At 75.9% G+C, this 16,390-nt stretch carries 14 protein-coding genes; 13 read left to right on the top strand and 1 reads right to left on the bottom strand.

Annotated features, from left to right (window positions below; translation table 11 throughout):
* Positions 1-30 precede the first annotated feature (30 nt).
* The 13 genes from pyrR to BM165_RS20460 all read left to right on the top strand — a co-directional run bounded on the left by pyrR (position 31) and on the right by BM165_RS20460 (position 15,862).
* The gene (pyrR, locus tag BM165_RS20520) at positions 31-615 is read left to right on the top strand and encodes a bifunctional pyr operon transcriptional regulator/uracil phosphoribosyltransferase PyrR (RefSeq protein ID WP_075015393.1); all 585 of its coding nucleotides are present in this window, start codon (positions 31-33) and stop codon (positions 613-615) included.
* Positions 612-1,532, top strand: a complete 921-nt coding sequence (locus BM165_RS20515; protein ID WP_075015392.1) for an aspartate carbamoyltransferase catalytic subunit — start codon at positions 612-614, stop codon at positions 1,530-1,532. Before pyrR ends, BM165_RS20515 begins: the two co-directional genes overlap by 4 nt.
* Positions 1,529-2,830 (top strand): dihydroorotase, encoded by a 1,302-nt coding sequence (locus BM165_RS20510; protein WP_075015391.1) that lies wholly within the window; start codon positions 1,529-1,531, stop codon positions 2,828-2,830. Before BM165_RS20515 ends, BM165_RS20510 begins: the two co-directional genes overlap by 4 nt.
* Positions 2,827-3,948: a glutamine-hydrolyzing carbamoyl-phosphate synthase small subunit gene (carA, locus tag BM165_RS20505; RefSeq protein WP_075015390.1), complete on the top strand. Its 1,122-nt coding sequence runs from the start codon at positions 2,827-2,829 to the stop codon at positions 3,946-3,948. Before BM165_RS20510 ends, carA begins: the two co-directional genes overlap by 4 nt.
* On the top strand, positions 3,948-7,241 hold the full coding sequence (carB, locus tag BM165_RS20500; protein ID WP_075015389.1) for a carbamoyl-phosphate synthase large subunit: 3,294 nt from the start codon (positions 3,948-3,950) through the stop codon (positions 7,239-7,241). Before carA ends, carB begins: the two co-directional genes overlap by 1 nt.
* The gene (locus BM165_RS20495; RefSeq protein WP_244274367.1) at positions 7,238-8,605 is read left to right on the top strand and encodes a beta/alpha barrel domain-containing protein; all 1,368 of its coding nucleotides are present in this window, start codon (positions 7,238-7,240) and stop codon (positions 8,603-8,605) included. Before carB ends, BM165_RS20495 begins: the two co-directional genes overlap by 4 nt.
* Positions 8,602-9,492: an orotidine-5'-phosphate decarboxylase gene (pyrF, locus tag BM165_RS20490; RefSeq protein ID WP_075015388.1), complete on the top strand. Its 891-nt coding sequence runs from the start codon at positions 8,602-8,604 to the stop codon at positions 9,490-9,492. The genes BM165_RS20495 and pyrF overlap by 4 nt, the downstream gene beginning before the upstream one ends.
* Positions 9,493-9,820: 328 nt before the next feature.
* Positions 9,821-10,177 (top strand): integration host factor, actinobacterial type, encoded by a 357-nt coding sequence (gene mihF, locus BM165_RS20485; RefSeq protein WP_075015517.1) that lies wholly within the window; start codon positions 9,821-9,823, stop codon positions 10,175-10,177.
* Between the two features lie 59 nt (positions 10,178-10,236).
* A complete protein-coding gene (gene gmk / locus BM165_RS20480) occupies positions 10,237-10,839 on the top strand; it encodes a guanylate kinase (protein WP_075015387.1) in 603 nt (200 codons plus the stop codon).
* Positions 10,840-10,894: 55 nt separating this feature from the next.
* The gene (gene rpoZ / locus BM165_RS20475; protein ID WP_012949163.1) at positions 10,895-11,158 is read left to right on the top strand and encodes a DNA-directed RNA polymerase subunit omega; all 264 of its coding nucleotides are present in this window, start codon (positions 10,895-10,897) and stop codon (positions 11,156-11,158) included.
* Positions 11,159-11,290: 132 nt separating this feature from the next.
* Positions 11,291-12,505, top strand: a complete 1,215-nt coding sequence (gene coaBC, locus BM165_RS20470; RefSeq protein WP_075015386.1) for a bifunctional phosphopantothenoylcysteine decarboxylase/phosphopantothenate--cysteine ligase CoaBC — start codon at positions 11,291-11,293, stop codon at positions 12,503-12,505.
* 106 nt (positions 12,506-12,611) lie between these two features.
* Positions 12,612-13,811, top strand: coding sequence for a methionine adenosyltransferase (gene metK / locus BM165_RS20465; protein ID WP_075015385.1), 1,200 nt, complete (start codon positions 12,612-12,614; stop codon positions 13,809-13,811).
* Positions 13,812-13,918: 107 nt separating this feature from the next.
* Positions 13,919-15,862: a primosomal protein N' gene (locus tag BM165_RS20460; RefSeq protein ID WP_075015384.1), complete on the top strand. Its 1,944-nt coding sequence runs from the start codon at positions 13,919-13,921 to the stop codon at positions 15,860-15,862.
* Positions 15,863-15,871: 9 nt separating this feature from the next.
* Here the strand turns inward: BM165_RS20460 and BM165_RS20455 are convergent, their stop codons facing one another.
* Positions 15,872-16,366 carry a hypothetical protein gene (locus tag BM165_RS20455; protein ID WP_075015383.1) on the bottom strand — a complete coding sequence of 165 codons (495 nt, stop codon included), beginning with the start codon at positions 16,364-16,366 and terminating at the stop codon, positions 15,872-15,874.
* Positions 16,367-16,390: the final 24 nt, after the last annotated feature.

The following is a 16,390-nucleotide window of genomic DNA, read 5'->3' as shown; positions in this document are numbered from 1 at the left end:
CCCGTCCCGTGAGGCGGGGAAGGAGGCCTGATGGCCGGCTCACCCGAGCCCGCTGCGAGCCGCACGTCCACCGCCGGCGTCCTGCTCGCCCCCGCCGACGTCGCCCGCGTGGTCGACCGGATGGCGCACCAGCTCATCGAGAAGGCCGGCGAGCAGTTGCCCGACCTCGTGCTGGTGGGCATCCCGACCCGCGGCGCCCCGCTCGCCCGCCGCCTGGCCGCCCGGGTCGCCGCCTTCAGCGGCACGGCGGTCGACGTCGGCACCGTCGACATCACCCTCTACCGCGACGACCTGCGGATGCGCGGCGTCCGGGCGCTGGAGGACACCGTCCTGCCGGCGCAGGGCATCGACGGCCGGCTGGTCGTCCTGGTCGACGACGTCCTGTTCTCCGGGCGCTCGGTGCGCGCGGCCCTCGACGCGCTGCGCGACCTCGGCCGGCCGCGCACGGTGCAGCTCGCCGTGCTGGTCGACCGCGGCCACCGCGAGCTGCCCATCCGCGCCGACTACGTGGGCAAGAACGTGCCCACCTCCCGCGCGCAGCAGGTGCGGGTGCACCTCGCCGAGACCGACGGCACCGACGAGGTCCTGGTGACGGAGGAGGGGAGCAGAGCGTGAAGCGCCACCTGCTGGAGGCGGCCGACCTCGACCGCGCCGACGCCACGCTCGTCCTCGACACCGCCGCGCAGATCGACCAGGCGCTGGCCGGCCGCGAGGTCAAGAAGCTGCCCACGCTTCGCGGGCGCACGGTGGTCAACCTCTTCTACGAGGACTCCACCCGCACCCGCATCTCCTTCGAGCTCGCCGCCAAGCGCCTGTCCGCGGACGTCATCAACTTCAGCGCCAAGGGCAGCAGCGTCTCCAAGGGCGAGAGCCTCAAGGACACCGCGCTGACGCTGGAGGCGATGGGGGCCGACGCGATCGTCGTCCGGCATTCGGCGAGCGGCGCCCCGCACCGGCTCGCGAACTGGGTGCGGGGCAGCGTCGTCAACGCCGGCGACGGCACCCACGAGCACCCCACCCAGGCGCTGCTCGACGCCTACACGATCCGCCACCGGCTGGGCCGCCTCGACGGCGTCCGGGTGGCGATCGTCGGCGACGTCCTGCACAGCCGGGTGGCCCGCTCCAACGTCTGGCTGCTGACCACGCTGGGCGCCGAGGTCACCCTCGTCGCCCCGCCCACGCTGCTGCCGGTGGGCGTGGGCTCCTGGCCGGTGGGGGTCTCCTACGACCTCGACGCCGTGCTGCCGAAGGCCGACGCGGTGATGATGCTGCGCGTCCAGGCCGAGCGGATGAACGCCTCGTTCTTCCCCAGCGCGCGCGAGTACAGCCGCCGCTACGGCCTCGACGCCCGGCGGATGGCCGCGCTGCCCGACGAGGCGATCGTCATGCACCCCGGCCCGATGAACCGCGGCATGGAGATCGCCGCCGACGTCGCCGACTCGGTCCGCTCGACGATCGTCGAGCAGGTCGGCAACGGCGTCAGCGTCCGCATGGCCGTGCTCTACCTGCTGCTCGGAGGCTCGACCCGGTGACGTACCTGATCAAGGGGGCGCGCGTCCTCGGCGGCGACCCCGCCGACCTGCTGCTCGCCGACGGCCGGATCGCCGCGATCGGGGACCGGCTGTCCGCGACCGGGGCCACGGTGGTCGACGCCGGCGGGCTGGTCGCCCTGCCCGGCCTGGTCGACCTGCACACCCACCTGCGCGAGCCCGGCCGCGAGGACGCCGAGACCGTCGAGACCGGCAGCCGTGCCGCGGCGCTGGGCGGCTTCACCGCGGTGCACGCCATGGCCAACACCGACCCGGTCGCCGACACCGCCGGCGTCGTCGAGCAGGTGTGGCGGCTGGGCCGGCAGGCCGGGCTGGTCGACGTCGTCCCGGTGGGGGCGGTGACCGTCGGGCTGCGCGGCGAGCGGCTGGCCGAGCTCGGCGCGATGGCCGACTCCGCCGCCCGCGTGCGGGTGTTCTCCGACGACGGGCACTGCGTCGCCGACCCCGCGCTGATGCGGCGGGCACTGGAGTACGTCAAGGCCCTCGACGGCGTCGTCGCCCAGCACGCCGAGGAGCCGCGGCTGACCGCCGGCGCGCAGATGAACGAGGGCCACCGGTCGGCGCGGCTCGGGCTGACCGGCTGGCCGGCCGCCGCCGAGGAGGCCGTCATCGCCCGCGACGTGCTGCTGGCCCAGCACGTGGGCGCCCGGCTGCACGTCTGCCACGTGTCCACCGCCGGGTCGGTGGAGATCCTGCGGTGGGCGAAGTCGCGCGGCGTGCAGGTGACCGCGGAGGTCACCCCGCACCACCTGCTGCTCACCGAGGCCTGCGCGGAGACCTACGACCCGGTGTTCAAGGTCAACCCGCCGCTGCGCACCGACGCCGACGTCGAGGCCCTCCGCGCCGGCCTGGCCGACGGCACGATCGACGCCGTCGCCACCGACCACGCGCCGCACGCGGTGGAGGACAAGGAGAGCGAGTGGGCGCAGGCCCGGCCCGGGATGCTCGGGCTGGAGCAGGCGCTGTCGATCGTGGTCGAGACGCTGGTGGAGCCCGGCCTGCTCGACTGGGCCGGCGTCGCCGACCGCATGTCGGTGCGCCCGGCGGCCATCGGCCGCCTGGACGGGCGGGGTCTCCAGGCGCACGGTCGCCCCCTGGCGCCCGGCGAGCCGGCCAACCTGCTGCTGCTCGACCCCGCCGCCCGGGCCACCGTCGACCCGGCCGCGCTGGCCAGCCGTAGCCGCAACAGCCCCTACGCCGGCCGGGAGCTCCCGGGCCGGGTGGTCGCGACGTTCCTGCGGGGCGTCCCGACCGTTCTGGACGGAAAGGCAGTGCGTTGACAGACGCGATCCTCGTGCTCGAGGACGGCAGGACGTTCCGCGGCGAGGCCTACGGGAAGGTCGGGACGACGGTCGGCGAGGCGGTGTTCGCCACCGGGATGACCGGCTACCAGGAGACGCTGACCGACCCGAGCTACGCCGGCCAGATCGTCACCATGACCGCGCCGCACGTCGGCAACACCGGGGTCAACGGCGAGGACGACGAGAGCAGCCGCATGTGGGTGGCCGGCTTCGTCGTCCGCGACCCCGCCCGCCGCCCGGCCAACTGGCGCGCCACCGGCAGCCTGGACGACGAGCTGGCCGCGCAGGGCGTGGTCGGGATCAGCGGCATCGACACCCGCGCGCTCACCCGGCACCTGCGCGAGCGCGGCGCCATGCGCGCGGGCATCAGCAGCGAGCCGGGCGGGTGGGGCGAGGATGCGGTCGACGCCCTGCTCGCCCGCGTGCGGGCCGCCGAGGGCATGACCGGCGCCGACCTCGCCCCGCAGGTGAGCACCCGCGAGCCCTACGTCGTCCCGGCGGCGGGGGAGAAGCGGTTCACCATCGCCGCGCTGGACCTCGGCATCAAGACCGCCACCCCGCGGCACCTGGCCGCGCTCGGCGTCGAGACCCACGTGCTGCCCTCCACCGCGACGGCGGCCGACCTGCTCGAGCACGGCCCCGACGGCGTCTTCCTCTCCAACGGCCCCGGCGACCCGGCCGCGGCCGACTACGCGGTGGCGGCGGTGCGGGGCGTCCTCGACGCCGGCCGGCCGCTGTTCGGCATCTGCTTCGGCAACCAGATCCTCGGCCGCGCGCTGGGCCTGGGCACCTACAAGCTGCGCTTCGGTCACCGCGGGCTCAACCAGCCGGTGCTCGACCGGGTCAGCGGCACCGTCCGGGTCACCAGCCACAACCACGGGTTCGCCGTCGACGCGCCGCTGGACCGCGCCACCGACACCGCCCACGGCCGGGTCGAGGTCAGCCACGTGGGCCTCAACGACGACGTCGTCGAGGGGCTGCGCTTGCTCGACGCCCCGGCGTTCAGCGTCCAGTTCCACCCCGAGTCCGCCGCCGGCCCGCACGACGCCGCGCCGCTGTTCGGCCGGTTCGTCGACCTGATGGAGGAGCAGCGCTGATGCCGAAGCGGGAGGACATCCACCACGTCCTGGTCATCGGCTCGGGGCCCATCCTCATCGGCCAGGCCGCCGAGTTCGACTACTCCGGAACGCAGGCCTGCCGGGTGCTGCGCGCCGAGGGGCTGCGGGTCAGCCTGGTCAACAGCAACCCGGCGACGATCATGACCGACCCCGACGTCGCCGACGCCACCTACGTCGAGCCGCTGACGCCGGAGTTCGTCGAGCGGGTCATCGCCGCCGAGCGCCCCGACGCGCTGCTGGCCACCCTCGGCGGGCAGACGGCGCTCAACATCGCCATCGGCCTGTACGAGAACGGCACGCTGGAGCGCTACGGCGTGCGGCTCATCGGCGCCGACGTGGACGCGATCAACCGCGGCGAGGACCGGCAGCTGTTCAAGGACATCGTGCGGTCGATCGGCGCCGACGCCCCGCGCTCGCGGGTGTGCGGCAGCGTCGAGGAGGCGCTGGAGACCGCCGCCGAGGTCGGCTACCCCGTCGTCATCCGGCCGTCGTTCACCATGGGCGGCCTCGGCTCGGGCTTCGCCACCGACGAGGCGATGCTGCGCCGGATGGCCTCCCACGGCCTGGCGGACTCCCCGGTGCACACCGTGCTCGTCGAGGAGTCGGTGCTCGGCTGGAAGGAGTACGAGCTCGAGCTCATGCGCGACCGCAGCGACAACGTGGTCGTCGTCTGCTCGATCGAGAACGTCGACGCGATGGGCGTGCACACCGGCGACTCGGTGACCGTCGCCCCGGCGATGACCCTCACCGACGTCGAGTACCAGCGGATGCGCGACGTCGGCATCGCGGTGCTGCGCGCGGTCGGCGTCGACACCGGCGGCTGCAACATCCAGTTCGCCGTCAACCCCGCCGACGGGCGCCTGGTCGTCATCGAGATGAACCCGCGGGTGTCGCGGTCGAGCGCGCTGGCGTCGAAGGCCACCGGCTTCCCGATCGCCAAGATCGCCGCGAAGCTCGCCATCGGCTACACCCTCGACGAAATCACCAACGACATCACCGGCGTCACCCCGGCGAGCTTCGAGCCGGCGCTGGACTACGTCGTCGTGAAGATCCCGCGGTTCGCCTTCGAGAAGTTCCCCGGCGCCGACCCGCGGCTGACCACGACGATGAAGAGCGTCGGCGAGGTCATGGCGATGGGCCGCAACTTCCCCGAGGCACTGGGCAAGGCCATGCGGTCCACCGAGACGAAGGTCGCCGGCTTCTGGACCGGCGGGGAGGACCCCCGCTCGGCCGCCGAGCTCCTCGAGGCGCTGCGCACGCCGGTCGACGGGCGGCTCTACACCGCCGAGGCCGCGCTGGCCGCCGGCGCGACCGTCGAGGACGTCGCGGCCGCGAGTGGCTTCGACCCGTGGTTCGTCGACCAGATCGCCCTCGTGCAGGAGGTCGGCGCGCAGGTGCGCGACGCGCCGTCGCTGACCCCGGAGCTGCTGCGGCGGGCCAAGCGGCACGGCCTCTCCGACCGGCAGGTCGCCGCGCTGCGGCCCGAGCTCGCCGGCGAGGACGGCGTCCGGCTGCTCCGGCACCGGCTGGGCATCCGGCCGGTGTTCAAGACCGTCGACACCTGCGCGGCCGAGTTCGCCGCCCGCACGCCCTACCACTACTCCTCCTACGACGAGGAGACCGAGGTCGAGCCGCGGGAGCGGCCGGCGGTGCTGATCCTCGGCTCCGGGCCCAACCGCATCGGGCAGGGCATCGAGTTCGACTACTCCTGCGTGCACGCGGTCATGGCGCTGCAGGACGCCGGCTACGAGGCCGTGATGGTCAACTGCAACCCCGAGACCGTCTCCACCGACTACGACACCGCCGACCGGCTCTACTTCGAGCCGCTGACGTTCGAGGACGTGCTCGAGGTGGTCGAGGCCGAGCGCGCCGCCGGCCCGGTGGCCGGGGTGATCTGCACGCTCGGCGGGCAGACGCCGCTGGGCCTGGCGCAGCGGCTCAAGGACGCCGGGGTGCCGGTGCTGGGCACCTCGCCGGAGTCGATCGACGACGCCGAGGACCGCGGCGCGTTCTCCCGCGTGCTGGCCGACGCCCGCCTCCGGGCGCCCGAGCACGGCACCGCCACCACCTTCGCCGAGGCGCACGAGATCGCCGCCGGCATCGGCTACCCGGTGCTGGTGCGGCCCTCCTACGTGCTCGGCGGTCGCGGCATGGAGATCGTCTACGACGACGCCACGCTCGAGGCCTACATCGCCAAGGCCACCGACGTCAGCCCCGCCCACCCGGTGCTGGTCGACCGCTTCCTGGAGGACGCCGTCGAGATCGACGTCGACGCGCTCTACGACGGCGCCGAGCTCTACCTCGGCGGCGTCATGGAGCACATCGAGGAGGCCGGCATCCACTCCGGCGACTCGGCGTGCGTGCTGCCGCCCATCACCCTCGGCGCCGGCGACCTCGCGCAGATCCGCACCGCCACGCAGGCGCTGGCCGCGCGGATCGGCGTGCGGGGGCTGATGAACGTGCAGTACGCGCTGAAGGACGACGTCCTGTACGTGCTGGAGGCCAACCCGCGGGCGTCGCGGACGGTGCCGTTCGTGTCGAAGGCGACCGCCGTGCCGCTGGCGAAGGCCGCGGCGCGGATCGCGGTGGGGCAGTCGATCGCCGACCTGCGCGCCGCGGGCGTGCTGCCGGCCACCGGCGACGGCACCGACCTCTCCGAGCGCGCGCCGATCGCGGTCAAGGAGGCGGTGCTGCCCTTCCACCGGTTCCGCACCGTCGACGGCCACGGCGTCGACACCGTGCTCGGCCCGGAGATGAAGTCCACCGGCGAGGTCATGGGCATCGACGACGGGTTCGGCACGGCGTTCGCCAAGTCCCAGGTCGCCTCGTACGGGCCCCTGCCCACCGAGGGCACGGTGTTCGTGTCGCTGGCCAACCGCGACAAGCGGGCCGCCGTCTTCCCGGTCAAGCGGCTGGCCGACCTCGGCTTCCGGGTGCTGGCCACCGCCGGCACCGCGCAGGTGCTGCGGCGCAACGGCGTCGAGTGCGAGGTCGTCGGCAAGTACAGCGAGGGCCCCGGCAACTGCGTGGAGCGGATCCTCGCCGGCGACGTCGACATCGTCGTCAACACCCCGTTCGGGTCGCCGGGCAACAGCGGGCCGCGGCTGGACGGCTACGAGATCCGCACCGCGGCGGTGGCGGCCGGGATCCCCTGCATCACCACGGTGCAGGGGATGGCCGCGGCGGTGCAGGGCGTGGAGGCGCTGCGCCGCGGCGACATCGGCGTCCGCAGCCTGCAGGAGGTCCACGCCGCCCTGGCCCGGCGCCCGTGAGCAGCCTCTGTCGCGCTGATGGCTCCTCCCCGGGCGTCGTGGCACGGCTGCGCGACGAGCTGGTAGCACGCGGGCTGCTCGACGGGCTGCCCGCGGCGTTCCTGGCCGGCGTCACCCGCTTCGCCACCCCGCCGGCCGCGCAGCTCGACGCCCTGCGGGCGGACGCCGGACGCCTGACCGCGCGGCTCGCGGCGGGGGAGGCCGGCGAGGAGGACCTGCCGCTGCTCACCCGGGTCGCGTACTCCGCCGGGCACGGCGGCCTGCTCGCCGCCCACGGCGTCCGGACGCCGTCCTACGACGTGCTGCGCTCCTACCGGGAGAACCTGACGACGCCGGTCGGCCCGCGGCTGCCTGGGCGCCCGCGGGCGGGGGACCGGCGCTGGCGGGTGCTCGGCCGCGACGTCGGCTTCCCGCTCGGGGTGCCGGCGTGCGTGCTGGGCGGCGGCGAGGAGTGGGTGCGCTACCACGCGCGCAACGGGTTCAGCGTGCTCACCTACAAGACCGTGCGCAGCCGCGCGCACGAGCCGAACGCCCGGCCGAACTGGACGTTCGCGCCCCGGCCGCCGGGCGAGGTGGTCGTCTCCGACCCCTGGGACTGGGTAGCGCCCGGCGACCCCGGCGTCAGCACGGTCAACTCCTTCGGCGTGCCCTCGCCGTCGCCGGAGGAGTGGATGCCCGACCTCGAGCGGTCGCTGACCGCCGTCGACGACGACCAGCTGCTGCTGGTCAGCGTCATGGGGTCCGGCGACGGGACGGCGCTGGCGGACGACTTCGCCCGCGTCGCCTGCATGGCGCAGGAGGCCGGCGCCGAGGTGGTCGAGCTCAACCTGTCCTGCCCGAACACCCTGAGCGCGGCCGCCGACGACGGCGTGAAGCCGCCGCTGTGCCTCGACGCCGACGCCACGGTCGCCGTCGTCGAGGCCGTGCGGCGGGCGCTGGACGACCGCACCGGCCTGGTCGCCAAGATCTCCTGGCTCGACGCCGACCGCCTCGCCGCGCTGGTGCCCCGGCTGGCGCCGCTGGTCGACGGCGTCGCCGGCATCAACACGGTGCCGAGCCGGGTGGTGCGCAGCGACGGCGAGCCGACCTTCCCCGGCCGCGCGGTGGCCGGGCTGTCGGGTGCGGCCGTCCGCGGGCACGCGCTCGACCTCACCCGCCGCCTGGTCACGCTGCGGGGGGCCGGCGGGCACCGCTTCGACGTGCTGGCGATGGGCGGGGTCACCGACGTGGCCTCGTTCGCGGCCCTGTACGAGGCCGGCGCCGACGCCGTGCAGTCCGCCTCCGGCGCGTTCGCCGACCCGTTCCTCGCCCGCGACTGCATCGCCGCCCTCGGCGACACCCTGCCCCGGTCGGTGCCGCGGTGAGCACCCCGTTCGAGACCGTGCCGTTCGGGCAGCGCCTCGCCGACGCCGTCGCCGCGCGCGGCCCGCTGTGCGTGGGCCTCGACCCGCACGCCCCGCTGCTGGAGCGCTGGGGCCTGCCCGACGACGTCGACGGGCTGCGCCGCTTCACCGACGCCGTCGTCGAGGCCCTCGCCGGCGAGGTCGCGGTGCTCAAGCCGCAGTCGGCGTTCTACGAGCGGCACGGCTCGCGTGGGCTCGCCGTGCTCGAGGACGCCGTCGCCGGCGCCCGGGCGGCCGGTGCGCTGGTGCTGCTCGACGCCAAGCGCGGTGACATCGGCTCGACCATGGACGCCTACGCCGACGTGCTGCGCCCGGAGCACCCCATGGCCGTCGACGCGCTCACCGTCAGTCCCTACCTGGGCCCGGGCGCGCTGCAGCCGGCCGTCGACACCGCGCGGCTGACGGGGAGCGGGCTGTTCGTCCTCGCCCGCACGTCCAACCCCGACGCCGCGGCGCTGCAGTCCGCGGCGGTGGGGGAGCGGTCGGTGGCGCAGGTCGTCGTCGACACCGTGCGCGGGTGGAACACCCCGGGCTGGGTGGTCGGCGACCCGCTGCCCGACGTCGGCGGGGTGCAGGACCTCGGCAGCCGCTGGGGTGCCACGACGGGGTCCTTCGGCGTCGTCGTCGGGGCGACCCTGCGCGAGCTCGACGTCGACCTCGACGGCCTCGGCGGCCCGGTGCTGGCCCCCGGACTGGGCACCCAGGGCGGCACCCCCGCCGACCTGCGGCGGCTGTTCGGCACCGGCCGCGCGGTCGTCCCGACCGTCTCCCGTGACGTGCTCGCCGCCGGGCCGGACCCCGCCGCCCTGCGCGCCGCGGCCGCCCGCTGGGCGGAGGCGCTCGGCTGAGGCGCCGGGGCGCCCGCGGGCGGACGGAGCCCGGCCTCCGTCCGCCCGGCGTGTCGTCCCCCGCGTGTTTCCCCGCACGATAGCGGTCCTAATACGTTTCGTATACTTTCCGACCTGCGGGTCTCACGCACCGTCACACACCGGGTGGACGGAGCGTGAAGTGCGGGCGAACGGAGATCGGAAACGTCGCGCGCCTCGCGCGTGACCTGCGCATTCCCGGTTACTAGGTTGACCGCCGAAGCCCGAGACCACGGGCGCCCCGACGGCACGGACACAGAGCACGCAGACGCCGGGGTCCGACCCCTGCGACGACACGATGGGACGCACCATGCCCCTGCCCGACCTGTCACCCGAACAACGCGCCGCCGCCCTCGAGAAGGCGGCCGCGGCCCGCAAGGCCCGCGCCGAACTGCGCGAGCGGCTCAAGAGCAAGGGCGCCACCGTCGGCGACGTCCTGCGTCAGGGCGAGACCGACGAGGTGATCGGCAAGATGCGCGTCTCCGCGGTCCTGGAGTCCCTGCCCGGCGTCGGCAAGGCGCGGGCTGCGAAGATCATGGAGCGGCTCGAGATCTCGCCGACCCGCCGCGTCCGCGGCCTGGGCGCCAACCAGCGCCGGGCCCTGGAGACGGAGTTCGGCGGGGAGCCGGTGGTCGCCGAGCAGGTGCCCGCCGACTCGGCGAGCTGAGCCCGCGCGCCGGCACAGCCCGCACGGCCGCACCCCGCACCGAGGACGAGGACGACGCGTTGCCCACTGCACCACGGTCCCCGGTCCCGGCACGCCTGACGGTGCTCTCGGGCCCCTCCGGGGTCGGCAAGGGCACCGTCGTCGCGGAGGTCCGCCGCCGCCACCCCGACGTCTGGGTGTCGGTCTCGGTGACCACCCGGCGGGCACGGCCCGGTGAGGTGGACGGCGTGCACTACCACTTCCTCACCGACGCCGAGTTCGACCGGCTGGTCGCCGAGGACGGCCTGCTCGAGTGGGCGGAGTACGCCGGCAACCGCTACGGCACGCCGGCCGCCCCGGTCCGCGAGCGACTCGCGACCGGGGCACCGGCGCTGCTCGAGATCGAGCTGCAGGGCGCGCGCCAGGTGCGCGCCCGCGACGGCGATGCCCAGCTGGTGTTCCTCGCGCCGCCCTCGTGGGCGGAGCTGAAGAGCCGGCTGGCCGGGCGCGGGTCGGAGCCCCCGGCCGTGCAGGAGCGCCGCCTGGCGATCGCGCAGGCCGAGCTCGACGCCGCCGGGGAGTTCGACGTCGTGGTGGTCAACGACGACGTCGCACGGGCGGCCGACGAGTTGGTATCCTTGCTCGCTGCGCCGTCGTCCGCGAGGACCGGCGCCTCCGAGTGACCGGCCGCACAGGCCCCTCACTCCCGCCCAGACCAGCCGAGGAGTACACGCGCCCGTGTCCGGAGTCGCACCCGCCCCCGAGGGCATCACCAACCCGCCGATCGACGAGCTGCTCGAGCGCACCAGCAGCAAGTACGGCCTGGTCATCTTCGCCGCCAAGCGTGCGCGGCAGATCAACGCCTACTACAGCCAACTCTCCGAGGGCCTGCTCGAGTACGTGGGCCCGCTGGTCGACACCGCCCCGCAGGAGAAGCCGCTGTCCATCGCCCTGCGCGAGATCAACGAGGGTCTGCTGACCCACACCGCCGGCGAGAACTGACGGAGGACCCCGTCGCCCCCGCCGCTCGCGAGCTCGCGGCGGGCCCCTGCGACGGGCCCGTTCCAGCCCCTCAGGGGTGACGCCCCCGGCACGCGGTGCCGGGGGCGTCGTCGTGTGTGGAGGATGGTCGCCATGAGCCGGATCGTGCTGGGCGTGGGCGGCGGCGTGGCCGCCTACAAGGCCGCGCTGCTGCTGCGGGCGTTCACCGAGGCCGGGCACGACGTGCGCGTGGTCCCGACGCCGGCCGCCCTGCGCTTCGTCGGCGCGGCCACCTTCGAGGCGCTCAGCGGCAACCCGGTCACCACCGACGTCTGGTCCGACGTCGACGAGGTCGCCCACGTCCGGATCGGGCAGACCGCCGACCTCGTCGTCGTCGCGCCGGCCACCGCCGACCTGCTGGCCCGTGCCGCCGCCGGCCGGGCCGACGACCTGCTCACCGCCACGCTGCTCACCGCGCACTGCCCGGTCGTGTTCGTCCCGGCGATGCACACCGAGATGTGGCTGCACCCGGCCACCCAGGACAACGTCGCCACCCTCCGCCGCCGCGGCAGCCTCGTGCTGCCCCCGGCGGTGGGGCGGCTCACCGGCCCCGACTCCGGCCCGGGGCGGCTGCCCGAGCCGGCCGACGTCGCCGCGCTGGCGCACGTGGCGCTCACCGCCGGCCCCGACGTGCTGCGCGCCGACCTCGCCGGCCGGCGCGTGGTGGTCAGCGCCGGCGGCACCCGCGAGCCGCTGGACCCGGTGCGCTACCTCGGCAACCGCTCCTCGGGCAAGCAGGGCTGGGCGCTGGCCCGCGTCGCCGCCGCCCGGGGCGCCGAGGTGGTGCTGGTGGCCGCCGGCGTCGACCTGCCCGCGCCGTTCGGCGTCCGCGTCGTCCCGGTGGGGACGGCGGAGGAGCTGCGCACCGCCGTGCTGGCGGAGTCCCCGGACGCCGACGTCGTCGTCATGGCCGCCGCCGTGGCCGACTTCCGCCCGGCCTCGGTCGCGGCCACCAAGCTGAAGAAGAAGGACGACCCCCGCGAGGTCCCCGAGGTGCGGCTGGTGCGCAACCCCGACGTGCTCGCCGAGCTCGTCGCGAAGCGCCCGCCCGGGCAGCTCGTCGTCGGCTTCGCCGCCGAGACCGGCGACGACGACGGCGACGTGCTCGCCCACGCCCGCGCCAAGCTCGCCCGCAAGGGCTGCGACCTGCTGGTCGTCAACGACGTCTCCGGTGGTGGCGTGTTCGGCCGGCCCGACAACGCCGCCGTCGTGCTCGCCGCCGACGGCACCGCCACCGAGGTGCCGCACGGCAGCAAGGACGCCGTCGCCGCGGCCGTCTGGCAGACCGTGCTGGCCCGCCTGCCCTGACCGCCGGCTGCCCGCCCCCGGGCACGCCGGTAACGTGCTCACCCGGCGCGGACCCCGCGCCCGACCTCGTGACCGCGAGCCCCGTCACCGAAGCAGGGAGAACCGAGTGCCACGCCGCCTCTTCACGTCCGAGTCGGTGACCGAGGGCCACCCGGACAAGATCGCCGACCAGATCAGCGACGCGATCCTCGACGAGATGCTCACGCAGGACCCGCGCAGCCGGGTCGCCGTCGAGACCCTCATCACCACCGGCCAGGTGCACATCGCCGGTGAGGTCACCACCGCCGGCTACGTCGACATCGCCGAGATCGTCCGCCGCACCGTCCTGCGGATCGGCTACGACTCCTCCCGCAAGGGCTTCGACGGCGCCTCCTGCGGCGTGAGCGTGTCCATCGGCGCGCAGTCGCCCGACATCGCCCAGGGCGTCGACACCGCCTACGAGGCCCGCACCGCCGGCGCGGCCGAGGACGACGAGATCGAGCGCCAGGGCGCCGGCGACCAGGGCCTGATGTTCGGCTACGCCACCGACGAGACGCCCGAGCTCATGCCGCTGCCCATCGCGCTGGCCCACCGGCTCTCGCGCCGGCTGGCGGCGGTCCGCAAGGACGGCTCGGTGCCCTACCTGCGGCCCGACGGCAAGACCCAGGTCACCGTCGTCTACGAGGACGACCGGCCGGTCGGCGTCGACACCGTCGTCGTCTCCTCGCAGCACGCCGAGGACATCTCGATCGAGCAGCTGCTCGCCCCCGACGTGCAGGAGCTCGTCGTCGAGCCCGAGCTGCAGGCGCTCGGCCTGCCCACCGACGGCTACCGGCTGCTGGTCAACCCGACCGGCAAGTTCGTCATCGGCGGCCCCATGGGCGACGCCGGCCTGACCGGCCGCAAGATCATCGTCGACACCTACGGCGGCATGGCCCGCCACGGCGGCGGTGCCTTCTCCGGCAAGGACCCGTCGAAGGTCGACCGGTCGGGTGCCTACGCGATGCGCTGGGTGGCGAAGAACGTCGTCGCGGCGGGCCTGGCCCGCCGCTGCGAGGTGCAGGTGGCCTACGCCATCGGCGCCGCGCACCCGGTCGGCCTGTTCGTCGACACCCACGGCACGGGCACCGTCGCCGACGACGTCCTGGAGAAGGCGGTCACCACCGTGTTCGACCTGCGCCCTGGCGCGATCGTGCGCGACCTCGACCTGCTGCGCCCCATCTACGGCCCGACCGCCGCCTACGGCCACTTCGGCCGCACCGACGTCGAGCTGCCGTGGGAGCGCACCGACCGCGCCGAGGCGCTGCGCTCGGCCATCGGCGTCTAGCGGGACCGTCGTACCCGGCCGGGACACTGCCGCGACACGACCCCGCCGGACGGAGATCCTCCCTGAGCACGCCCGCACCACCCCCCGGCGACCCGGGCCACCCGACGGTGGCCCGGGTCGTCGTCGACGTGCCGCTGGCACACCTCGACCGCGCGTTCGACTACGCCGTCCCCGAGGACGTCGCCGCGGAGGTCCGTCCCGGCTGTCGCGTGCGGGTGCGCTTCGCCGGGCAGCTGGTCGACGGGTTCGTGCTCGAGCTGGCCGACTCCAGCGACAGCGGCCGCAGGCTCGCGCCGCTCAAGCTGGTCTCGCCCGAGCCGGTGCTGACCCCGGAGGTCGTCGCGCTGGCCCGCTCGGTGGCGCAGCGCTGGGGCGGCACGCTCATGGACGTCCTCCGGCTGGCCGTCCCGCCCCGCCGCGCCGCCGCGGAGAAGCGCCCCCGCACCGAGCCGCCGGAGCCGCCGTCCCCGCCGGACCCGGCCGGCTTCGCCCGCTACCCGACCGGCACCGCGCTGCTGACCGCCGTCGCCGAGGGCCGGCCGGCCCGCGCGGTGTGGACGGCGCTGCCCGGCGAGGACTGGCCGGCCCGGCTGGCCGAGCTGTGCCGGGCCGCGCTGTCGGGCGGCCGGGGCGCGCTCGTGGTCGTCCCCGACGGACGCGACCTCGACCGGCTCGAGGCCGCGGCCGCAGCGACCCTGCCACCGGGGTCGTTCGTCGTCCTGCGGGCCGACGCCGCCCCCGACGCCCGCTACCGCCGCTTCCTCGACGCCGCCCGCGGCAGCGCGAAGGTGGTGCTGGGCACCCGGGCCGCGGTGTTCGCGCCGGTCGCCGACCTCGGCCTGGTGGCCATCTGGGACGACGGCGACGACCTGCACGCCGAGCCCCGCGCCCCCTACGCGCACGCCCGCGACGTGCTCGTGCACCGCGCACACCTGACCTCGTGCGCGGCGGTCCTCGCGGCCACCGCCCGCACCGCGGAGGCCGCGCTGCTGGTGGAGAGCGGCTGGGCGCACGCGCTGGCCGCCGACCGCGCCACGCTGCGCGCGGTCGCCCCGCGGGTGCAGGCCCTCGGCGAGGACTCCGAGCTCGCCCGCGACCCGGCCGCGCGCACCGCCCGGCTGCCGAGCCTGGCCCACCGGGTGGCGCGCGCCGCGCTGGCGGAGGGCACCCCGGTGCTCGTCCAGGTGCCCCGCGCCGGCTACGCACCCGGCCTGTCCTGCGACCGCTGCCGGGCGCCGGCCCGCTGCGCCGTCTGCGCGGGGCCGCTGGGCATCGCGCCCGCACCCGGGCCGGGCGGCTCGCGGATCCCGGCCTGCCGGTGGTGCGCCCGCCCCGCGACCACCTTCGACTGCCCGCACTGCCACGGCACCAAGCTGCGCGCCTCCGTCGTCGGCGCCGCGCGGACCGCCGAGGAGCTGGGCCGGGCGTTCCCCGGTGCCCCGGTGCGGGTGTCGGGCCGCACGTCGGGCGTGCTGGCGTCGGTGCCCGCCGGGCCGGCGCTGGTCGTCGCCACGCCGGGCGCGGAGCCGATCGCGGAGGGCGGCTACGGCGCGGCGCTGCTGCTGGACTCCTGGGCGCTGCTCGCCCGGGCCGACCTGCGGGCGGGGGAGGAGACGCTGCGCCGCTGGATGAACGCCGCCGCCCTCGTGCGCCCGCACGGCTCGGTGGTCGTCGCCGCCGACGCCGCCCACCCCGTCGTCCAGGCGCTGGTGCGCTGGGACCCGGGCTGGCTCGCCGAGCGGGAGCTCGCCGACCGCCGGGCGCTGGGCTTCCCCCCGGCCACCCGGATGGCCGCGCTGTCGGGTTCCCCGGCGGCACTGGCGGAGTTCCTCGCGGCCGCGCGGCTGCCGGCCGACGCCGACCTGCTCGGGCCCGTCCCCGAGCAGCCGCGCCCGGGGCAGGAGGGCGAACGGGAGCGCTACCTCGTCCGGGTGCCGCGCGGGGAGGGTGCGGCCCTGGCCACGGCGCTCGCCGAGGTCCAGGGGGTGCGGAGCGCGCGGAAGGCCGGCGAGCACGTGCGGGTCCAGCTCGACCCGCTCGAGCTCGTCTGAGCCGCTCCCTCAGCCGCCGGCGGCCATCTCCTGCAGCTCGGCCTCGATGGCCGCCTCGCGCTCGGCGTCGGCCCGTGCCCGCTCCGCGGCCAGGCGCCAGTACACCGGCGCGAGGACCGCGGTGTGCGCCACCGCGGCGGCGGCGCCGAGCCACCGGTGCGGATGCGGGATGCCGCGGCGGGTGAGCCGCTCGAGGGCGGGGCGGTCCACCACCTGCAGCAGCACCCCGAGCAGCAGCGCGCGGGTGCCGGCCTCGACCAGGGCGCCGCGCTCGTGCGCCGGGACGGGACCGACCGTGCCGGTGGTGCGGGCCTCCCGCAGCACGGCGGGGAGCTCGAGCGCGGTCTGGTCGGCGGCGATGACCGCACCGGCGGCCGTCGCGGTGAGGACCCGGCGCCGGGACCGGGGCGGCGCCTCGCGGCTGGCGAGGACGGCACCGACGGCGGCGCCCTCGGCCACGATGCTGGCGAGGGCCCGGACCCGGTGGGCGCGCAGCGTGGTCACCCCCCGACAGTAGGACGGTGCGCC

Source organism: Geodermatophilus obscurus, assembly GCF_900115395.1.
Taxonomy (GTDB): domain Bacteria; phylum Actinomycetota; class Actinomycetes; order Mycobacteriales; family Geodermatophilaceae; genus Geodermatophilus; species Geodermatophilus obscurus_B.
This window is presented reverse-complemented; position numbering and strand designations above follow the sequence as displayed.

Coding starts and splice junctions, on each gene's coding strand:
- carB (WP_075015389.1), top strand. CDS start 3,948: ATGCCGAAGCGGGAGGACATCCACCACGTCCTGGTCATCGGCTCGGGG.
- coaBC (WP_075015386.1), top strand. CDS start 11,291: ATGAGCCGGATCGTGCTGGGCGTGGGCGGCGGCGTGGCCGCCTACAAG.
- pyrR (WP_075015393.1), top strand. CDS start 31: ATGGCCGGCTCACCCGAGCCCGCTGCGAGCCGCACGTCCACCGCCGGC.
- mihF (WP_075015517.1), top strand. CDS start 9,821: ATGCCCCTGCCCGACCTGTCACCCGAACAACGCGCCGCCGCCCTCGAG.